Source organism: Mesorhizobium huakuii (genome assembly GCF_030160235.1).
GTDB classification, from domain to species: Bacteria; Pseudomonadota; Alphaproteobacteria; order Rhizobiales; family Rhizobiaceae; genus Mesorhizobium; species Mesorhizobium huakuii.
In genome coordinates, this window is record NZ_BSNY01000047.1 from 20,396 (window position 1) to 33,869 (window position 13,474).

Consider the following 13,474-nt stretch of genomic DNA (forward strand, 5'->3'; position numbering starts at 1 on the left):
GGCCTATATCGGCCGTGCGCCGGCCATGTACCTGGCGTTGTCGAACGGTTCCGGCCAGTTGTCGGCCAGGCTCCACAGCTGGCGGTCGGTGCCCGGCAGATCGCCGAGGTAGACATGCAGGGCGCCGGAGCGGGCAGTGCCGGTATTGGCGACCGAATGAATGGTGTTGGAAGACATGTGCAACAGCGCGGGCGCCGAAAAATCCTGCCGCTCAGGCTCGTCCACCTTCTGGCCGGCGAGCGGGTAGATGAAATTGGTCTCGCCGCCCCAATAGATGCCGACCAGGGCGTCCATCAGATGGTTATGCGGCGGATACTGCACGCCGGGCGAAAGCGTGATGTGGTAGATCGTCAGCTGCGGGCTGGCATGCAGCAAGAGCTCGTCGTCCTCCTCCTCGTGAACCAGCCCGCCGAGCGCGTGGAAGCGGTTGGTATAGTCGCTCAAGACGGCCCTGACCTCCTCGAAGGGATTGGCGCCGGCCGCCGCGTTGACGATATCCCTGATCGCGGGGTAGAGAGGGGAGTCGGCGGGTAGAGGCATGCCACAGCTCCTGACTGAGATGCTCAGTTAGCATAGCTAAGATGGCCAATGTCAAGGCCGATGCAAAGCGGGAGAAGCATGAGGCCGACAAAAGCCACGCCATCGAAATCGGCCGCGTCCCCGGACGGGACGCCGGCGCTGTCGACGGCGGATGTGCTGCGCAGCGAACAAGCCTACGAACAGCTGAAGAGCGATATCGTCGCCTGCGTCCTGTCGCCCGGTGAGGCCTTGACCGAAAAGCAGATCGAGGCGCGCTACGGCATCAAGAAGGCGACGATCCGCTCCGCGCTTGCCAGGCTCATGCAGGAAGGACTGGTCAGGAGCGAGCCGCGCCGCGGCTATGTCATCACCACGTTGACCCTGCGCGACGTCAACGAGATCTTCGACGTGCGCGGCCTGGTCGAGCCGGAAGTCTTCCGGGTTGCCACCACGGGCATCACCGAGCGCGGACTGGACGAGATCAGGCTGGCGGCGAGAAAGGTGCTGAAGCCCGAGACGCTGCGCAGCCCTGTCGCGTTTCTCGCGGCCGACCGTGCCTTTCGCCTGGCGATCGCCGAGCTTTCCGGCAATTTGCGGCTGGCACAGCTGCTCAGCCAGATCCTCGACCAGTCGGAGCGGACGCTCCATCTCGGCTTCAAGTCACGCGATTTCATGCCGCTGATCATCGAACAGCAGAAGCAATTGCTGCAGGCCTGCGAGAAGAGCGACGTTCCCGGCATCGTGAAACTTGCCCGCTCGCAGTGCCTTGCCCTCAAGCAACAGCTGGTCGGAGCCCTGCTTGGCGGGGCCAAGCTGCGGGACGTGAACCTTCAGGATTTCGTCTGAAACCTGTTGGACCGGGATAGGCTTCAAGCCCCTTCGACCAGCACGATCTCGCCGTCGGCGACCTTCTGGCGGATGGCAACCGCGCGCTGATATTCCGGCGAGTGGTAGCAGTCATGCGCGATCGCCAGCGATTCGAATTCGATGATCACGTTGCGGGCGCGGCCAGGTCCTTCGGCCAACTCGTGGGCTCCGCCGCGCGCCAGGAATTTCGCGCCAAAACGGTCGAAGGCGAGCTTCGAAGCGGCGATATACTCCTTGTAGCCTTCGGCATCGCGCACATCGACGCGGGCGATCCAGTATCCCTTCGGCATTGTTCTCTCCCTTGTTCTAAGCAGAGCGCATTTCGTCGACTATCGCTTGCGCCGCCGCGCGGCGGTCGGTTGCCGCGACGATCGGGCGGCCGACGACGAGATGGCTGGCGCCGTTGCGGATCGCTTGCGCCGGCGTCACAACGCGTTTCTGGTCGCCATGGTCGCTGCCCGCCGGCCGGATGCCGGGCGTTACCACCGCCATGTCGGGTCCGACGATGCGGCGCACCGCCTCGGCTTCCGCGGCCGAGCAGACGATGCCGCCCATGCCGGCATGCAGTGCCTGTTCCGAGCGCCTCAGCACCAGCGTGTGCGGGTCGTATTCATAGCCGACATCGATCATGTCCTGCTCGTCCATCGAGGTCAGCACGCTGACGGCGAGCAGGCAAAGGTCGCTGCCCCTGGCCGCTTCCACCGCCGCACGCATCGCCTTGGGGTAGGCGTGGATCGTCAGCATGGTCATGCCCATCTTGACGATGTTCTCGACGCCCTTGGCCACCGTATGGTCGATGTCGAGCAGCTTCATGTCGAGGAAGATCTTGGTCCCGCCGCTCGCCAGTTCCCTGGCGAAGTCGAGCCCGCCGGCGAAGGCCAGCTGATAGCCGATCTTGTAGAAGGAGACGACGCCGTCGAGCTCCCGCACCGCCTGCTCGGCTTCGCGCACGGTCGGCACGTCGAGGCCGACGATCAGTCTTTCCTGGATGGTCTGGGCCTGGATGGATTTGGCCTGCATGGTCGCGGCGGTCACGCCTCGACCCGGGTCGACAGCATGCGCGAGGTTTCGATCAGCGTGCGGCATAGATGCTCCATCGATTTGTACAGTCTTTCGTCACGGAAATTGCCGCCTTCGTCGAAGGCGTTGCCGCCGTCCGGCACCGAGCATTCCGGTGTCACCACCTCCATCTGGCAGCGTACCAGCACGGCGCGCAGGTGGTTGATGCAGCGTATGCCGGCAAAATGGCCGTTGGAGGATGAGCACAGCCCGGCGACCTTCCCGGCAAGCGGCCTGACCGATCGGCCGCCATCGCGGCGCACCCGGCTCACCCAGTCGATAGTGTTCTTGAGCAGTGGCGGGATCGAGCCGTTATATTCGGGCGTGGCGATCAGCAGTCCGTCATGGGCTGATATCAGGCGGCCGAGTTTGACGGCGTTTTCCGGGACACCCTTCTCCTTCTCCAGATCCTCGTCGAGGATCGGTAAGGCATAATCGGCGAGCGAAATGCGGGTCACCTCGGCGCCTTGCACCGCAAGTTCCTTCTGCGCCACATCGGCGGTCCTGCCGCTATAGGCGCCGCTGCGCACCGAGCCGGCGAAGACGAGGATTTTCGGGATCACTGCCATTGCTTCGCAAAGAGAGTAGGCAGTGGGGAATAGGCAGTAGGAGATGAGCGGTTCCTGACTATTCCCTACTGGCTATTCCCTTATCCCTCTCTTCGGTAGATCCACAGCTGGGTCGGCGGGATGTTGCGGAAGATGAAATCGAAATGCTTGACCGTATAGTCGCCGCGGCCGGCCGGGATCGGCGACATCGGGCCATAGGTCAGCTGCACGATCGGGCGGCCCGCCGGGATGCGGTCGAGCAGGCTCTCTATATAGGCGATGCGCTGGGCGACCGGGAAATTGAGCAGCGGCACGCCGGACACGACGGAATCGAAGATCATCCCGCTCCTCTCGCCAAGCGTGGCGTTGAGGTTGAAGGCGTCGCCCTCGATGACGTTGACGCCGGGATAGAGCTGGCGCAGATGGCGCACGAAATCCGTGTTGTATTCCACGGCATAGAGGTTCTCGGGCCGTACGCCCTGGGCGAGGATGGCGCGGGTGATGACGCCGGTGCCGGGACCGACCTCAAGCACCGGCAGGCCGGACTTGGGATTGACGATCGAGGCCATCTTGCGCGCGGTGATCGAACTGGTTGGCACGATCGAACCGACCGTCTTCGGCTTGTCGATCCAGCCCTTGAAGAATTTGAGTTCGTCGTCGAACTTCTCGGCAAGCGCCTTCCGCAGTCCGTGACCACGTGTCATGCAAGCTCTCCTCAAGGCTCCCCGCAAAGCTACTTAACACCTGGTTGACGCAAGGCAAGGCGTTGCGAGACGCATGTCGTGGATAAGATAGATTTAGTCGCGTCTCACGACTCTTCGCGTTTCATGCATTCCCGCGCCGTTCTTGCACCATCAACGCTCGCCGAAGGATTCGAAGAAATCCTTCATGCGGGCGAAAAACCCGCTCGATTGGGGTGAATTGTCCTGCGAGGAGAGCTGTTCGAACTCCTCCAGCAGCTCGCGCTGGCGCCGCGACAGGTTCTGCGGCGTCTCGACGGCGGTCTGGATGTAGAGGTCGCCGACATTGGGCTGACGCAGCACCGGCATGCCCTTGCCCTTGAGGCGGAACTGGCGGCCGTTCTGCGTGCCTTCGGGCACTTTCACCTTGGTCTGGGTGCCGTCCAGCGTCGTCACCTCGAAGGAGCCGCCAAGGGCGGCCGTCGTCATCGAGATCGGCACCTTGCAATAGAGGTCGGCGCCATCGCGCTGGAAGAATTCATGCGGCTTCACCGCCAGGAAAATATAGAGATCGCCCGAGGGCCCGCCGCGCAGGCCGGCCTCGCCCTCATTGGCAAGGCGGATGCGGGTGCCGTCCTCGATGCCGGCCGGAATGTTGACCGACAGCGAACGCTCCTCGGTGACGCGGCCCTGGCCGGCGCATTTCGGGCACGGATCCTTGATCGTCTGGCCGCGGCCCTGGCATTGCGGGCAGGTGCGCTCGATCGAGAAGAAGCCTTGCGTGGCGCGCACCTTGCCATGGCCATGGCACATCGAGCAGGTCACCGGCTGGGTGCCGGGCTTGGCGCCGCTGCCGGAGCATTCCGTGCAGGAGATCGAGGCCGGCACGCGGATCTGCGCGGTCTTTCCCGCGAAAGCCTCTTCCAGCGAGATTTCCATGTTGTAGCGCAAGTCGGCGCCGCGCTCGCGGCCGCCCGACGAGCGGCGCTGGCGCCCACCCATCATGTCGCCGAAAATATCCTCGAAGATGTCGGCGAAGCCGCCAGCGCCAAAGCCTTGCGCTCCGCCATTCATGCCGCCCTGTTCGAAGGCGGCGTGGCCGAAACGGTCATAGGCCGCGCGCTTCTGCGGGTCCTTCAGCGTCTCGTAGGCTTCGTTGATTTCCTTGAACTTGTGCTCGCAGGAATGATCGCCGGGGTTGCGGTCAGGATGGAACTGCATGGCGAGCTTGCGGAAAGCGCTCTTGAGCTCCTTCTCGTCGGCGCCCTTTTGCACGCCCAGCGTTTCGTAGAAATCAGCTTTCATTTTTTCCCGCTGTCCGGATGCTCAACGTCTTGATGCATTGTTGCGTCGTTTGCCGGCACGTCGCCTCGATTTAGGAGCGGTGCTGCCCCGATGCTAGGGCCGGCGCGAACTTGTCCGTGGTTTTCAGTGATTTTTTCGGCAGGACCCGCACTTTTTTCAGCGAGGGTTGCAAAAAAGCCCGGCTTTACGCCGGGCTTTCCGCTTTATCTTGCCGTCAGGCGGCTTAGGCCGACTTCTTCTTGTCGTCGTCCTCGTCGATTTCCTCGAAATCGGCATCGACCACGTCGGAGTCCTTGGCGGCGTCCGCCTTGGCGTCGGCTTCCGCCGCTTCCTTCTGCGAGGCCTCGTACATGGCCTGGCCAAGCTTCATCGAAGCTTCGGCAAGCGCCTGGCTCTTGGCCTCGATGTCGGCCGCGTCGTCGCCCTCGGCGGCGGTCTTCAGCGCAGCGATCGCATCGGAAATCGCCGTGCGCTCGGCTTCCGAGACCTTGTCGCCATATTCCTTCAGCGACTTCTCGGACGAATGCACCAGCGCCTCGGCCTGGTTGCGGGCCTCGACCACCGCGCGCCGCTTCTTGTCGGTCTCGGCATTGGCCTCGGCGTCCTTCACCATCTTCTCGATGTCGGCGTCCGAAAGACCACCCGAGGCCTGGATGCGGATCTGGTGCTCCTTGCCGGTGCCCTTGTCCTTGGCCGAAACGTTGACGATGCCGTTGGCGTCGATGTCGAAGGTGACCTCGATCTGCGGCACGCCGCGCGGCGCCGGCGGAATGCCGACCAGGTCGAACTGGCCGAGCGCCTTGTTGTCGGCGGCCATTTCACGCTCGCCCTGGAAGACGCGGATGGTCACGGCCGACTGGCTGTCCTCGGCGGTCGAGAACACCTGGCTCTTCTTGGTCGGGATCGTCGTGTTGCGCTCGATCAGCCGGGTGAACACGCCGCCCAGCGTCTCGATGCCGAGCGACAGCGGCGTCACGTCGAGCAACAGCACGTCCTTGACGTCGCCCTGCAGCACGCCGGCCTGGATGGCGGCGCCGAGAGCGACGACCTCATCCGGGTTGACGCCCTTGTGCGGCTCCTTGCCGAAGAACTGCTTCACGATCTCCTGGATCTTGGGCATGCGGGTCATGCCGCCGACCAGGACCACTTCGTCGATCTCGCCAGCCTTCAGGCCGGCATCCTTGAGCGCCGCCTTGCACGGGTCGATGGTGCGCTGGACGAGGTCTTCGACCAGGCTTTCGAACTTGGCGCGCGTCAGCTTCAGCGTCAGGTGCTTCGGGCCGGTCGCGTCGGCGGTGATGAAGGGCAGGTTGATTTCGGTCTGCGTGGTGGACGACAGCTCGATCTTGGCCTTTTCGGCGGCCTCCTTGAGGCGCTGCAAGGCGAGCTTGTCGTTCTTCAGGTCGATGCCCTGTTCCTTCTTGAACTCGGCCGCCAGGTACTCGACCAGGCGCATGTCGAAATCCTCGCCGCCGAGGAAGGTGTCGCCATTGGTCGACTTCACCTCGAACACGCCGTCGCCGATTTCGAGCACCGAAATGTCGAACGTGCCGCCGCCAAGGTCATAGACGGCAATGGTCTTGCCATCCTTCTTGTCGAGGCCGTAGGCGAGCGCGGCAGCCGTCGGCTCGTTGATGATGCGCAGCACTTCGAGGCCGGCGATCTTGCCGGCATCCTTGGTGGCCTGGCGCTGGGCGTCGTTGAAATAGGCCGGAACGGTGATGACCGCCTTCTCGACCTTTTCTCCGAGATAGGCTTCCGCCGTTTCCTTCATCTTCTGCAGGATCATGGCCGAGATCTGGCTGGGCGACTGTTTCTTGCCGCCGGCCTCGACCCAGGCATCGCCATTGTCGCCCTTGACGATCTTGTAGGGGACAAGCTTCTTGTCCTTCTCCGTCACCGGATCGTCATAGCGGCGGCCGATCAGGCGCTTGACCGCGAAGATGGTGTTTTCAGGATTGGTGACCGCCTGGCGCTTGGCCGGCTGGCCGACCAGACGTTCGCCGTCGCCCGAGATGGCGACGATGGAAGGCGTCGTGCGCGCGCCTTCCGCATTCTCGATCACCTTGGGCTCCTTGCCATCCATGATGGCGATGCAGGAATTGGTGGTGCCGAGATCGATACCGATTACTTTTGCCATTTTTCTAGTCTCTCCTCTAAGCAGGCTTTCAGGACCCATGAAGGCGTTCCGACGAAAGCCCCTGTTCATAAGAAATCCCGTCCGGCCACCGGTGTTGCGGCGCCGCACGGCTTGGCGCGTATATAAGAACAGGCAGCATCGGGCGCAAGCATTCTGCGCAAGGCTTCCGTGAACCTTTCCACCTCCGCCCGCGACTGAGGTCCAGGTGCCGCATGGTGCGGCCCGGAAAGGATGCCCCCATGACCAGCAACCCAGAGGCTCTGAGGTCTCCGGGAACAACAGGAGCTCGGCGCGACCACCGCCTTCGGGACGGGGTCGATGCGCTGGGCTTCCCGCTGATTCCGTTGACCCTGCGTAAGAGCAGGCGTATCGTGACGATGAGGAAAGCAGACAATTCGAGCAGGGAAGAACGAGCCGGACCGCCGCGCCTTGCCCTGGTTCGCGCGGCACAGCTGGAGGTTCCTCCCGTAGACTTCGGGGGGAGTTCCATGTCTTGCGATCACGGCCCGTTCGTGTCTTCTCGCACAAGCCGTTTGCACCGCCTGATCAAGGCAGCCGGCGGATTTCTTGCATTTGCCCTGGCCGCCGGCCTTTGGCTTGGCGGCGCCGCCCGGGCGCAGGACACCCAGATCATCTACCCCGGTTCGATGGCGGTCACAGGATTTTCCGGCACCGTCATCCCCAATTTCGATCAAGGCCTGCCGCCCGGGGTCGATCCGGTCGACGAAACCTTCATCGACACCACGCGCGCCACCTTGCGCGTTTTCGACGTTTCGCACCTCGGCGGCCCGGCCTCGGGCCAGCTCGTCTTCACCCCGCCGCCCTTCGAGGTGACATCAGGCCAGATCGGCCAGGTTTTCGGCCTCACCTATGATGACGGCGTGCGCGACGGCGTTCCGTCGGGGGTTCCGAACCTTTACGCCGCCGCCACCTCGCTGCACGGCATCCGCATCGTCACGCCTGACGCCGACAGCGACGGCCGGCCGGAGCGGCAGCGCCGCGGCACGGCGGGCGCCACCTTCATGGAAGGCCAGTTCGGCACCCAAAACGGCGGCGGACCCGGCACCATCTGGAAGATCGACGGCATCACCGGTCAGGTCGCCAAATTCGCCGATATCGACAGCAACAGCGGTCCCGGCATCGGCAATCTCACCTTCGATCCCAACCACCGCCAGTTCTTCGCCTCGGACCTCGACACCGGCCTGATCCATCGCATCGACGCTACCGGCAGGCTGATCGACACGTTCGATCATGGTGTCGCCGGGCGCCCGGCGCATGGTCTGGCTCCCGTCGCCGACGATGGCGCGGTGATGGACATTCAGGGCGCCGCCTTCGACACGGACGACCCCGAGACCTGGGGCTATACCCAGGACGAGCGCCGCGTCTGGGCCGTCTCCTATCATGGCGGCCGGCTCTACTATTCGGTCGGCGAAAAGTCGGAAATCTGGTCGGTGGGCATTGCCCGCGACGGCAGCTTCGCCGGCGACCCGCGCTGGGAACTGACGGTCAAGGCCGACAAGGACTATGCCGTCACCGACATTGCCTTCGACAACAGCGGCTTCATGTATCTCGCCCAGCGCGGCCCGGTCGAAAACCGCTATGATTACAGCCAGTTCGCCGATTCCGGCAAAGGCGAGGTCATCCGCTACTGGCATGAGAATCCGGACGATCCGGCAACGGAATCGGTCTGGGTGGAAGTGCCGCAGGAATATGCGGTCGGCTTTCCGCAAGGCAACCGGCAGTCGGCCGGCGGCCTCGACCTGCAATATGGCTATGACGCCGACGGCAATCTCGACACTTCGGTGTGCACGCAGACGCTGGTCAACACCGGTGACAAATTGCGCGACAATCCGACGCTTGCCGAGCAGCTCGCCGCCGGCGGGCCGCTCGCCGTGCATGGCGTGCAGATCACGCCCAAGGACCTGGTCAAGCCGGCCAACGTGCCGCCCTTCGGTTCCTGGTTCGTCGACTTCGACGGCTATTTCGAGGATCCGGAAGTGGAAGGCCATGTCGGCGACGTCGCCGTCTGGCACCCCTGCGAGGGCCGCGCCGGCTATTATGAAGAAATCCCGGGCGGCTATCTGCCACCCTTCTATCCGCCGGACTTCCCACCGCCCGGCAATCTGCCTCCCTGTCTCGATGTCGAGGACGTCCAGTATTACTGCACGCCTTCGGGCCTCGAGGCCGATCTCTATCTCCATGACCATGCCGGCTTCGGCGGCGATTCGATCAAGGCCCAGTCCAGGACGCCAGGCGTCGGGGTGACGTCACCCATGTCGCATGCGCCCGGCACGCCGTACACGATCAACATCACCGGCCACTATCCGGGCGACAGAGTGGATGTTGGACTTTGCTTCTACAGGAAGTCCGACAAGGACAAGGGTGGCTACTACCCTTGCTGCAAGATGACCTTGCCGCTCCGCACCCCAGCCGTCAGCTGCGAACGTTGAGGAGGGGAAGATGAATAATCTCGCACTCTCTCCGCTCGCGCAAAACAAAACAACCGTCGTGGAGACGATCATGAAACCCCTGTCATACGCCAGGCGCGGCGCGCGCTGGCTGATGGCGGCCGGTATCGCGGTCGCCATGCTAACCCCTGTGCAAAGCCACGCGGAAGACGCCGCTCCGATCACACCGGAACTGAGGCTCGACCTCGACAATTCGCGCGTCGTCAATCCGAGGCCGGAACGGGTCGTCCCGTTCTTCACCAAGACAGGCACCCAGAGAGGCTGCGACTATGTCGTCTACTCACTGAGCTTCGGCCTGCGCGGCGACCCGCAGGGCTTTGCCGACCCGGGCCTGGTGGGCTTGCTGAAGAAACTCAAGATCGAGTTCAAGGACCAGCTTCCGCACGGCCTTGCCATCGTCAACGTCAACGTATCCGGCGACGGCACGGATTCCTCCGGCGGACCGTTGCCGGGCGCGACGATCAGCAATTCGGCGGGTCCCGACGACACGGCAACGGTGTCCGACTTCCGGCTCTCCGCCGCCGATCTCGACGGCGCCGGTGCCGCCAATGAACGCGTCATCAACTTCCAGATCACGGCCAAGATCGACCACGCGGCGTTTCCCGCGCCGACGATCATCGACAATCAGGGCCTGATCAAGGTGAGCAACGAAGCCGGCACCGGGACCATCATCCCGTCGCAGGATCCGAGCAAGCCCGATGATGGCGACTACAAGACCGGCGTGAAGACCTCGATCAAGATCGATGTCACCAAATGCAACCCGCCACCGCCACCTCCCGGCAAGGAATGCTTCAAGGTGGAACGCGGCACGGTCGATTGCGTGCCCGGCGGCGGCGCCTTCATCTACCACATGCCGGTCGGCCCGGAGATGGGCGGCAAGTGGGTGCAGGTGTCGACCACCACGCCCGGGATCACCATCATCCCCGACACCCAGCTGGTGCCGGTGGGCGGCGGTGTGCTCAACTGGAAGATCGTCGGCGCGTCGCCCGGCGACGTCATCCACCTCATCGTCACCGGCATCGAGACCTATGCCGGGCCGAAGGAAGGCTGGGGCCTGTGCTGCACGCAGACCATCGACATCGTCATCCCGCGTGACCAGAGGTGTCCGCCCAAGGACAAGGAACCGGATCTCAAGGTCGAGAAACGCGCCGACGTCCCGCGCTGCACCATGGCCGGCGGCTGCGACTTCACCATCAGGGTCACCAATGTCGGCACCGCGCCCTACAACGGCAAGATCGTGCTCGACGAGGTGACGCTGCCGGCCGGCTCGACGCTGAGCTCAGGGCCCAATCCGCCCTGGGTCTGCGTGCCCGGCACCACCCCGATGACATGCACCTATCCGGTGACCACGCTCAATCCGGGGGCCTTTGTCGACCTCAAGCTCGGCTTCAAGCCGGCCGGGGGCTGGCAAGGCAACGTTCTCCGCAACTGCGCGACCTATAACTATGCCGCCAGCGGCAAGCCGTTGTTCGGCAGCCAGTCGAACGACCGTGGCTGCGCCTCGATCCCGATCTGCCGCCGTGGCGATCGTGACCGCGACTGCCAGCCGCCGGTCGAGAAGAAGGTCGACCTGATTCTGAAGAAGCGCGCGCGCATCCCGGTCTGCACGCCGGACGGCGTCTGCTACTTCGTGATCGACATCATCAACAACGGCACGTCGACCTATAACGGGCCGCTGACGGTGATCGACAACTATCCTGGCGGCGCACCGAGCTCCTCGACCTTCGGGCCGAGCCCGCCCTGGACATGCGGTCCGAACGGCCCCGGCCAGTTCCGCTGCGACAATGCCGGCATCTCGCTGCCCGCGGGCGCCTCGACGCCGATCGTCGTCAAGGCGGTCATGCCGGCCGGCTACCAGTCGGATACGGTCGAGAACTGCGCCGCGGTGAAGGCCATTCCCGGTGAGGTCGACCTCACCAACAACAAGGCCTGCGCCAAGGAACGCATCCGTCGTCCCAATGGCGGCAAGCCTGGCCTGCGCATCACCAAGGTGTGCAACGGCTCGCTGGCCGGTGCCGCGGTCGTCTCTTGCCGCATCACCGTCTCCAACGCCGGCACGGCAGCCCCCACCGGTCCGGTGCGGGTCAACGATGCCGCCACCCTGGTATCGGGCGGCGCGCCCGTCCAGATCCAGACCGTCACCCCTGACGGCGCGGAATGGGCGTGCGGACCGGTTCCGGCCAACACGCTGTCGTGCCAGATTCCCGGCGCCGTCATGACGCCCGGAACCAGCAGGCACTTCGACGTCACGGTCTCGGCCAATGGCGAATTCGAGAACTGTGCGCGCGGCTCCTACGGACCGGCGCCGGGCGACGACATCGTCTATCCGATCGGCCAGGCCTGCGCCAAGGGCGGCGGCTCTTCGACCATCCGCGTCGAGAAGACCGGCGACCGCGAATGCCGGCTCGGACAGCCCTGCTCGTTCGACATCACCATCACCAATGACGGGACGAGCCCCTTCTCCGGCCCGGTCCGCATCGGCGATGCGATCGGCGTGGAAGGTCTCGGCCGGCTGGACGGCGTCGCGATCACCTCGATCGAGCCGCCCTTCGGCTGCTCGCCCGAACCGGCAACCCTGCCTCTGTCCTGCATTGCCAACCTGACGCTCGGCGCCGGCGAAAGCCAGTCGCACCATGTCACCGTGGTCATTCCCGACGACGGGCGCCTGGCCAATTCGCAGGGCAACGTCAACGGCCAGAACTGCGTTGGCGTCCTGTCTCCCGACACGCGGGTGCAGGGCGGCGGCGACGTGCTGTCCAAGGATGCGGCCAATGCGCAGGGCGATCGCGGCAAGGCCTATGCATGCCATCCCTTCATCATCACCCACGAGGTGAAGAAGGAATGCTCGCCAGGCTTCGTCATGAACGACGCCGGCCGCTGCGTCTGCCCGGAAGGCACCACCTTCCGCAACGGCCAGTGCACCGGCGGCGGCACCAACATTCTGCCGACGCCACCGCCGCCGCCGAAGCGCTGCGTGCTGCTCGAAGGCCAGATCCGCACCGAGGACGGGCGCTGCATCTGCCCGCGCGGCACGGCGCTGGAAAACGGCCAGTGCGTCAGGACCGACAGGCCCGAGCAGTGCACCATCCGCGGCCAGATCCACGACGCCGACGGCTACTGTGTCTGCCCGCAAGGGACCGAGGTGCGCAACGGCGCCTGCCGTCCGATCCGGCCGAAGCCCCAGGAGTGCCGCATCCCCGGCCAGATCCGCAATGCCGATGGCGACTGCGTCTGCCCGCAGGGGACCGAGGTGCGCAACGGCGCCTGCCGTCCGGTGCGGCCGAAGCCTCAGCAGTGCCGCATCCCCGGCCAGATCCGCAATGCCGATGGCGATTGCGTCTGTCCGCAGGGCACCGAGGTGCGCAACGGGGCCTGCCGGCCGGTCCGGCCGAAGCCCGAGCAGTGCGCCATCCGCGGCCAGGTCCACGATGCCAATGGCGATTGCGTCTGCCCGCGTGGGACCGAGGTGATCGACGGCGCATGCCGGCGCCCGCAGCCGCAACAGCAGCAATGCGACATACGTGGCCAGGTCCACAACAAGCGCGGCGAGTGTGTCTGTCCGCGCGGGACCGAGGTGATTGACGGCGCATGCCGCAAGCCCAGGCAACAGACGGAATGCGCGCCGGGCACCCAGATGATCAATGGCCAGTGCCAGCCGATCTTCAAGCGGCGCTGCCCGGAGGGCACGATCGGACGGTATCCAAACTGCCGGCCGATCCGCAATGGGCCCACGCTCGAGATCAACCCGGGACTGCAGCTGCAGCAGGTGCTGCCACGGCGTCAGCCGCAGGTCGACCAGCAGGATCCGGCACCAAACCGAATCCTGAAGCTCCAGCAGCAGTAACCATTTGTGCGACACCTGACCCGAACCCGCCGGAGCAATCCGGC

10 protein-coding genes are annotated in these 13,474 nt (G+C 64.6%); 3 read left to right on the forward strand and 7 right to left on the reverse strand.

Features of this window, described 5'->3' with window-relative positions:
• Positions 1-3: 3 nt before the first annotated feature.
• Positions 4-540 carry an autotransporter gene (locus QQK95_RS22325; protein WP_284276580.1) on the reverse strand — a complete coding sequence of 179 codons (537 nt, stop codon included), beginning with the start codon at positions 538-540 and terminating at the stop codon, positions 4-6.
• 78 nt (positions 541-618) lie between these two features.
• Here QQK95_RS22325 and QQK95_RS22330 point away from each other — a divergent pair, with 78 nt between their 5' ends.
• Positions 619-1,365: a GntR family transcriptional regulator gene (locus QQK95_RS22330; RefSeq protein ID WP_284276582.1), complete on the forward strand. Its 747-nt coding sequence runs from the start codon at positions 619-621 to the stop codon at positions 1,363-1,365.
• Positions 1,366-1,388: 23 nt separating this feature from the next.
• Here the strand turns inward: QQK95_RS22330 and QQK95_RS22335 are convergent, their stop codons facing one another.
• The 6 genes from QQK95_RS22335 to dnaK all read right to left on the reverse strand — a co-directional run bounded on the left by QQK95_RS22335 (position 1,389) and on the right by dnaK (position 7,118).
• A complete protein-coding gene (locus QQK95_RS22335; RefSeq protein ID WP_019862362.1) occupies positions 1,389-1,676 on the reverse strand; it encodes a DUF1330 domain-containing protein in 288 nt (95 codons plus the stop codon).
• Between the two features lie 16 nt (positions 1,677-1,692).
• The gene (pyrF, locus tag QQK95_RS22340; protein WP_284277043.1) at positions 1,693-2,406 is read right to left on the reverse strand and encodes an orotidine-5'-phosphate decarboxylase; all 714 of its coding nucleotides are present in this window, start codon (positions 2,404-2,406) and stop codon (positions 1,693-1,695) included.
• An 11-nt stretch (positions 2,407-2,417) separates the two neighbouring features.
• Complete coding sequence (locus QQK95_RS22345; RefSeq protein ID WP_284276583.1) at positions 2,418-3,014, reverse strand: NADPH-dependent FMN reductase; 597 nt, start codon at positions 3,012-3,014, stop codon at positions 2,418-2,420.
• Positions 3,015-3,094: 80 nt separating this feature from the next.
• Positions 3,095-3,697: a phospholipid N-methyltransferase PmtA gene (gene pmtA, locus QQK95_RS22350; RefSeq protein WP_284276584.1), complete on the reverse strand. Its 603-nt coding sequence runs from the start codon at positions 3,695-3,697 to the stop codon at positions 3,095-3,097.
• A 150-nt stretch (positions 3,698-3,847) separates the two neighbouring features.
• Complete coding sequence (gene dnaJ / locus QQK95_RS22355; protein ID WP_010912681.1) at positions 3,848-4,978, reverse strand: molecular chaperone DnaJ; 1,131 nt, start codon at positions 4,976-4,978, stop codon at positions 3,848-3,850.
• Between the two features lie 223 nt (positions 4,979-5,201).
• The gene (dnaK, locus tag QQK95_RS22360) at positions 5,202-7,118 is read right to left on the reverse strand and encodes a molecular chaperone DnaK (protein ID WP_010912682.1); all 1,917 of its coding nucleotides are present in this window, start codon (positions 7,116-7,118) and stop codon (positions 5,202-5,204) included.
• Positions 7,119-7,330: 212 nt separating this feature from the next.
• Here dnaK and QQK95_RS22365 point away from each other — a divergent pair, with 212 nt between their 5' ends.
• Positions 7,331-9,568 (forward strand): NHL repeat-containing protein, encoded by a 2,238-nt coding sequence (locus tag QQK95_RS22365; protein WP_284276585.1) that lies wholly within the window; start codon positions 7,331-7,333, stop codon positions 9,566-9,568.
• 10 nt (positions 9,569-9,578) lie between these two features.
• Entirely contained in the window at positions 9,579-13,430 is a 3,852-nt protein-coding gene (locus QQK95_RS22370) for a DUF7929 domain-containing protein (RefSeq protein WP_284276586.1), read from the forward strand.
• The last annotated feature ends 44 nt before the right edge of the window (positions 13,431-13,474 follow it).